At 62.1% G+C, this 4,935-nt stretch carries 5 protein-coding genes; 4 read left to right on the top strand and 1 reads right to left on the bottom strand.

Going from position 1 to position 4,935, the window contains the following annotated elements:
• Positions 1-12: 12 nt before the first annotated feature.
• Positions 13-2,979: a Tn3 family transposase gene (locus tag LZ634_RS19305; protein ID WP_032673378.1), complete on the bottom strand. Its 2,967-nt coding sequence runs from the start codon at positions 2,977-2,979 to the stop codon at positions 13-15.
• Between the two features lie 156 nt (positions 2,980-3,135).
• On the opposite strand from LZ634_RS19305, the gene LZ634_RS19300 reads away from it, so the two are divergent.
• The 4 genes from LZ634_RS19300 to LZ634_RS19285 all read left to right on the top strand — a co-directional run bounded on the left by LZ634_RS19300 (position 3,136) and on the right by LZ634_RS19285 (position 4,902).
• On the top strand, positions 3,136-3,426 hold the full coding sequence (locus LZ634_RS19300) for a nucleotidyltransferase family protein (protein WP_025999361.1): 291 nt from the start codon (positions 3,136-3,138) through the stop codon (positions 3,424-3,426).
• Positions 3,423-3,812: a DUF86 domain-containing protein gene (locus LZ634_RS19295; RefSeq protein WP_017901438.1), complete on the top strand. Its 390-nt coding sequence runs from the start codon at positions 3,423-3,425 to the stop codon at positions 3,810-3,812. Before LZ634_RS19300 ends, LZ634_RS19295 begins: the two co-directional genes overlap by 4 nt.
• 150 nt (positions 3,813-3,962) lie before the next feature.
• Positions 3,963-4,322: a cupin domain-containing protein gene (locus LZ634_RS19290; RefSeq protein ID WP_017901436.1), complete on the top strand. Its 360-nt coding sequence runs from the start codon at positions 3,963-3,965 to the stop codon at positions 4,320-4,322.
• 22 nt (positions 4,323-4,344) lie between these two features.
• Positions 4,345-4,902, top strand: coding sequence for a recombinase family protein (locus LZ634_RS19285; protein ID WP_017901435.1), 558 nt, complete (start codon positions 4,345-4,347; stop codon positions 4,900-4,902).
• Positions 4,903-4,935: the final 33 nt, after the last annotated feature.

Below are 4,935 nucleotides of genomic sequence, written 5' to 3'. Positions count from 1 at the left end.
AAAAATCGTACGCTAAGCCGGTTGCAGCGGTCGTAGCGGCCTGAACTTGCCCGCGCCGATCTTGGCGCTGCTGCGCCACAGGTAATCGCCGGTCAGGTTGATGTGCTCCCAACCTAGCGGAGACAGGTACTGCAACAGGGTGCCATCGACGGTATGCCCGTTGCCACGCAGCGCGTTCGCCGCTCGCTCCAGATAGACCGTGTTCCACAGCACGATGGCCGCTGTCACCAAGTTGAGGCCGCTGGCCCGGTAGCGTTGCTGCTCGAAACTGCGGTCGCGGATTTCACCCAGGCGGTTGAAGAACACGGCGCGGGCCAGCGCGTTGCGGGCTTCGCCCTTGTTCAGCCCGGCATGCACGCGGCGGCGCAGCTCGACGCTTTGCAGCCAGTCCAGGATGAACAGCGTGCGCTCGATGCGCCCCAGCTCGCGCAGGGCCACGGCCAGGCCGTTCTGGCGTGGGTAGCTGCCGAGTTTCCGGAGCATCAGCGAAGCCGTCACCGTGCCCTGCTTGATCGAGGTGGCCAGCCGTAGGATTTCGTCCCAATGGGCGCGGACGTGCTTGATATTGAGCGTGCCGCCGATCATCGGTTTCAGCCCGTCATAGGTGGCGTCGCCCTTCGGGATGTAGAGCTTGGTGTCGCCCAAGTCGCGGATGCGCGGCGCGAAGCGGAAGCCCAGCAGGTGCATCAGACCAAAGACGTGATCGGTGAAGCCTGCCGTATCGGTGTAGTGCTCCTCGATGCGCAGATCGGATTCGTGGTACAGCAGGCCGTCGAGCACGTAGGTCGAGTCGCGCACGCCGACGTTCACGACCTTGGTGTGGAACGGCGCGTACTGGTCGGAGATGTGGGTGTAGAACGTCCGCCCAGGGCTGCTGCCGTATTTCGGGTTGATGTGGCCCGTGCTCTCGGCCTTGCTGCCGGTACGGAAGTTCTGGCCATCCGACGATGACGTGGTGCCGTCGCCCCAGTGCTCGGCGAAGGGATGCCGGAATTGTGCGTTGACCAGCTCGGCCAGCGCCGTCCCGTAGGTTTCGTCGCGGATGTGCCAGGCTTGCAGCCAGGCCAGCTTGGCATAGGTCGTGCCGGGGCACGACTCGGCCATCTTGGTCAGGCCCAGGTTGATCGCGTCGGCCAGGATCGTGGTCAGCAGCAGGTTCTTGTCCTTGGCCAGGTCGCCCGATTTCAGGTGCGCGAAGTGCCGGGTAAAGCCCGTCCACTCATCCACCTCCAGCAGCAGTTCGGTGATCTTGACGTGCGGCAGGATCATCGCCGTCTGGTCGATCAGCGCTTGCGCGGTGTCGGGCACCGCCGCATCGAGCGGCGTGATCTTCAGGCCGGATTCCGTGATGATGGCGTCTGGCAGCTCGTTGGCCTGCGCCATGCGGTTTGCGGTGGCGAGCTGCGTTTCCAGCAGCGTCAGCCGCTCGTGCAGGTACTGGTCACAGTCGGTGGTCACGGCCAGCGGCAATTCGCTGGTCTGCTTGAGGCTGGCGAACTTCGCGGGCGGCACCAGGTAGTCCTCGAAGTCCTTGAACTGCCGCGAACCCTGCACCCAGATGTCGCCCGAGCGCAGCGAGTTCTTGAGTTCCGACAGTGCGCACAGCTCGTAGTAACGCCGGTCGATACCGGCGTCGGTCATCACCAACTTCTGCCAGCGCGGCTTGATGAAGTTGGTCGGTGCATCGGCGGGCACCTTGCGGGCGTTGTCGCTGTTCATGCCGCGCAGCACCTCGATGGCATCGAGCACGTCCTTGGCGGCAGGCGCGGCCCGCAGCTTGAGCACGTCGAGAAATTCCGGCGCGTAGCGGCGCAGCGTGGCGTAGCTCTCGCCGATGCGGTGCAGGAAATCGAAGTCATCGGGCTGCGCGAGCGTCTGCGCCTCGGTGACGCTCTCGGCGAAAGCGTCCCAGGACATGACAGCCTCAATGGCGGCGAACGGATCGCCGCCATTCTGCTTGGCCTCGATCAGCGCCTGCCCGATGCGGCCGAACAGCCGCACCTTGGCATTGATCGCCTTGCCGGACGCCTGGAATTGCTGCTGATGCTTGTTCTTGGCGGCATTGAACAGCTTGCCCAGGATGCGGTCGTGCAGGTCGATGATTTCGTCGGTGACGGTGGCCATGCCCTCGATTGCCAGCGCCACGAGCGTGGCGTAGCGCCGCTGAGGCTCGAACTTGGCCAGGTCGGCGGGCGTCATCTGGCCACCCTCGCGGGCGATCTTGAGCAGCCGGTTCTGGTGAATAAGCCGATCGATGCCGGAAGGCAGGTCGAGCGCCTGCCAGGCTTTGAGGCGTTCGATGTGTTCGAGCATGTGCCGCGAGTTCGGCTTGGCCGGGGACTGGCGCAGCCAGGCCAGCCAAGTGGTCTTGCCGTTGTCGCGGCGTTTGAGCAGATCGTCGAGGCGGCGGCGATGTGCGTCCGACAGCGGTTCGGCCAAGGAGTCGTAGATGCGCCGGTTGGCGCGGGTGATCGCTTCGGCACAGACGCGCTCGACAACATCCAGCGTCGGCAAGATGATGTGTTGGTGTCGCAGAGCGTCGAGGACGCTGCTGGCCAACACGATGCCCTTGTCGGTCTGCAAGGCCAAGTCGGTCGTGGCATGGACAGCCTGCCGATAGTGCGCCAGGCCGAACGGCTCCATGCCCAGGTACGTCCGCAGTTCGAGCAGGTGTTCGCGCCGGGTTTCCTCCCGCTCGGCATACTGCGGCCAACACGTCGCGTCGAGTCGCAGTTGCCGTCCGATCCATTGCAGCAGAGGAACCGGCACGACGGCATCGGGCAGTAGGCCCTGACCGGGGAAGCGCAGTAAGCACAACTGCACCGCGACACCCAGGCGGTTGGCGTCGCCACGCCGCTGGCGGATCAGTGACAGGTCGGGCTCGCTGAACGTGTAGTGCCGGATGAGTTCGTCTTGGGTATCTGGCAACGCCAACAGACTGTCGCGCTCGGCGGCGGAGAGGATCGAACGGCGGGGCATGCGGTTTCCTTCTTGAAAACGTTGGTTTGTGACAAGCCCGCCAAGGCAGCCGGCGCGGCACGGGAAATCAAGGCATTGCGATTCTCAAAAATAGTTCTTGAAATTCTATTCTTGATTCCATACACTCTCAACGAGTTTCGATAAGAAAGGATGCCCATGCGACCGTCTGTTGTGCTTGACATGAAGCGAAACGCAGTGCGTGAAGTGGTAGGCCGTTTCCGCACCGCGAACCCACGCGTTTTCGGTTCGGTGCTGCATGGCACCGACCGCGATGGCAGCGACATCGATCTGCTGGTCGATGCGCTGCCTGGTGCAACACTGTTTGATCTGGGCGGCCTGCAAGACGAGTTGGAATCGCTGCTCGGCCTCCACGTCGATCTGCTGACCCCCGGCGACCTGCCGCCGAAATTCCGGGCCAAGGTGCTCGCGGAGGCGCAGCCGGTATGAGCGAGAACCATCGACTACCCGACTACCTCGACCACATCCAGCAGGCCGCAGCCGATGCCTGCGGCTTCGTGGAGGGCTTGGCCAAGGAGGACTTTCTTGAGGACAAGCGCACCCAGCAGGCCGTCATCATGAGCCTCATCATCATCGGCGAGGCCGTCACGAAGGTGATGGATCGCTATGCCGAGTTCGCCCAGGCGCACGGGCAAGTGCCGTGGCGCAATATGCGCGGCATGCGCAACCGCATCGCCCACGGCTACTTCGACATCAACCTCGATGTGGTGTGGGACACCGTGCAGGCAGCACTACCTGAGTTGCTCAAGCAACTGCCCGCCGTGCGTCAGGATGCTGACGACGAAGACTGCAACGACTATGGGATGGAACCATGACGGAATCATGAAAGCCATCAGCGAGCGGCTGGAGCAACGCGAGAAGCAGGGCCTCGTTATCGCTTGTATCGCCGACATCTTCTCCGCGTAGGCCCTTGGCTCTGGCGTGTAAAAGAGTTTCCGTATACGTATGAAATGGAGGTTGTCACTATGTCTATTGCAGCAAGAATATTTGCGATTTCGGAGTTTGCCCGCCCATCTGATGGCGAGCCTATTCGATCGGTGGTGCTTGAAACTGAAGAGTCCACAATCGTTGTTTGGCATGTTCGTCCAGGGCAAGAAATTGCCGCTCACGTTCATCCCCACGGTCAAGACACTTGGACTGTTCTTTCTGGTTCTGCCGGTTACTACCAAGGAAGCGGTGTGGTTACCAAGCTCCAGGCCGGAGAAATTGCCGTAGCGAAACCTGGGCAGGTTCACGGAGCCATGAACACCGACTCGAAGGAATCCTTCATTTTCGTTTCCGTCGTGGCTCCAGGCAATGCTGGCTTTGCCTTGGCTGAAAAATGATTGACCGGGCGCGAGACAAGCCATGTTGATCGGCTATGCGCGCGTCTCGACGCAGGATCAGAATCTTGAACTGCAACGCGAAGCCTTGACCAAGGCTGGATGCCAGAAGGTCTTTGAGGACAAGGTGAGCGGCACGCGGGCCGACCGTCCAGGCTTGGCCAAGACGCTCGAAATGCTGCGCGAGGGTGACACCCTGGTGGTTTGGAAGCTGGATCGCCTGGGGCGCAGCGTCAAACAATTGGTCGATCTGGTCGGCGAACTGCACAAGCAGGGCGCCCAGTTCAAGAGCCTGACTGACGCCATCGACACCGGAACGCCCTCTGGCCGGTTCTTCTTCCACGTCATGGCCAGCCTCGCCGAAATGGAACGAGAGCTGATCGTCGAGCGTACCCGCGCCGGATTGGATGTCGCTCGTCAGCTTGGCCGCAAGGGCGGTCGCAAGCCCAAGATGACCGGGAGCAAGATCGAGTCAGCCAAGAAGCTGCTGGCCAGCGGTGTGCCACCCAAGGACGTTGCCAAGAACCTCGGCGTGTCCGTTCCTACGCTGTATCGCTGGGTTCCAGCATCGACGCACGCTTAGCGTACGATTTTTTCCGTTTTCTGAAGCGACCCC

This window comes from Kluyvera intermedia (assembly GCF_021440345.1).
GTDB lineage: Bacteria > Pseudomonadota > Gammaproteobacteria > Enterobacterales > Enterobacteriaceae > Kluyvera > Kluyvera intermedia_A.
This window is presented reverse-complemented; position numbering and strand designations above follow the sequence as displayed.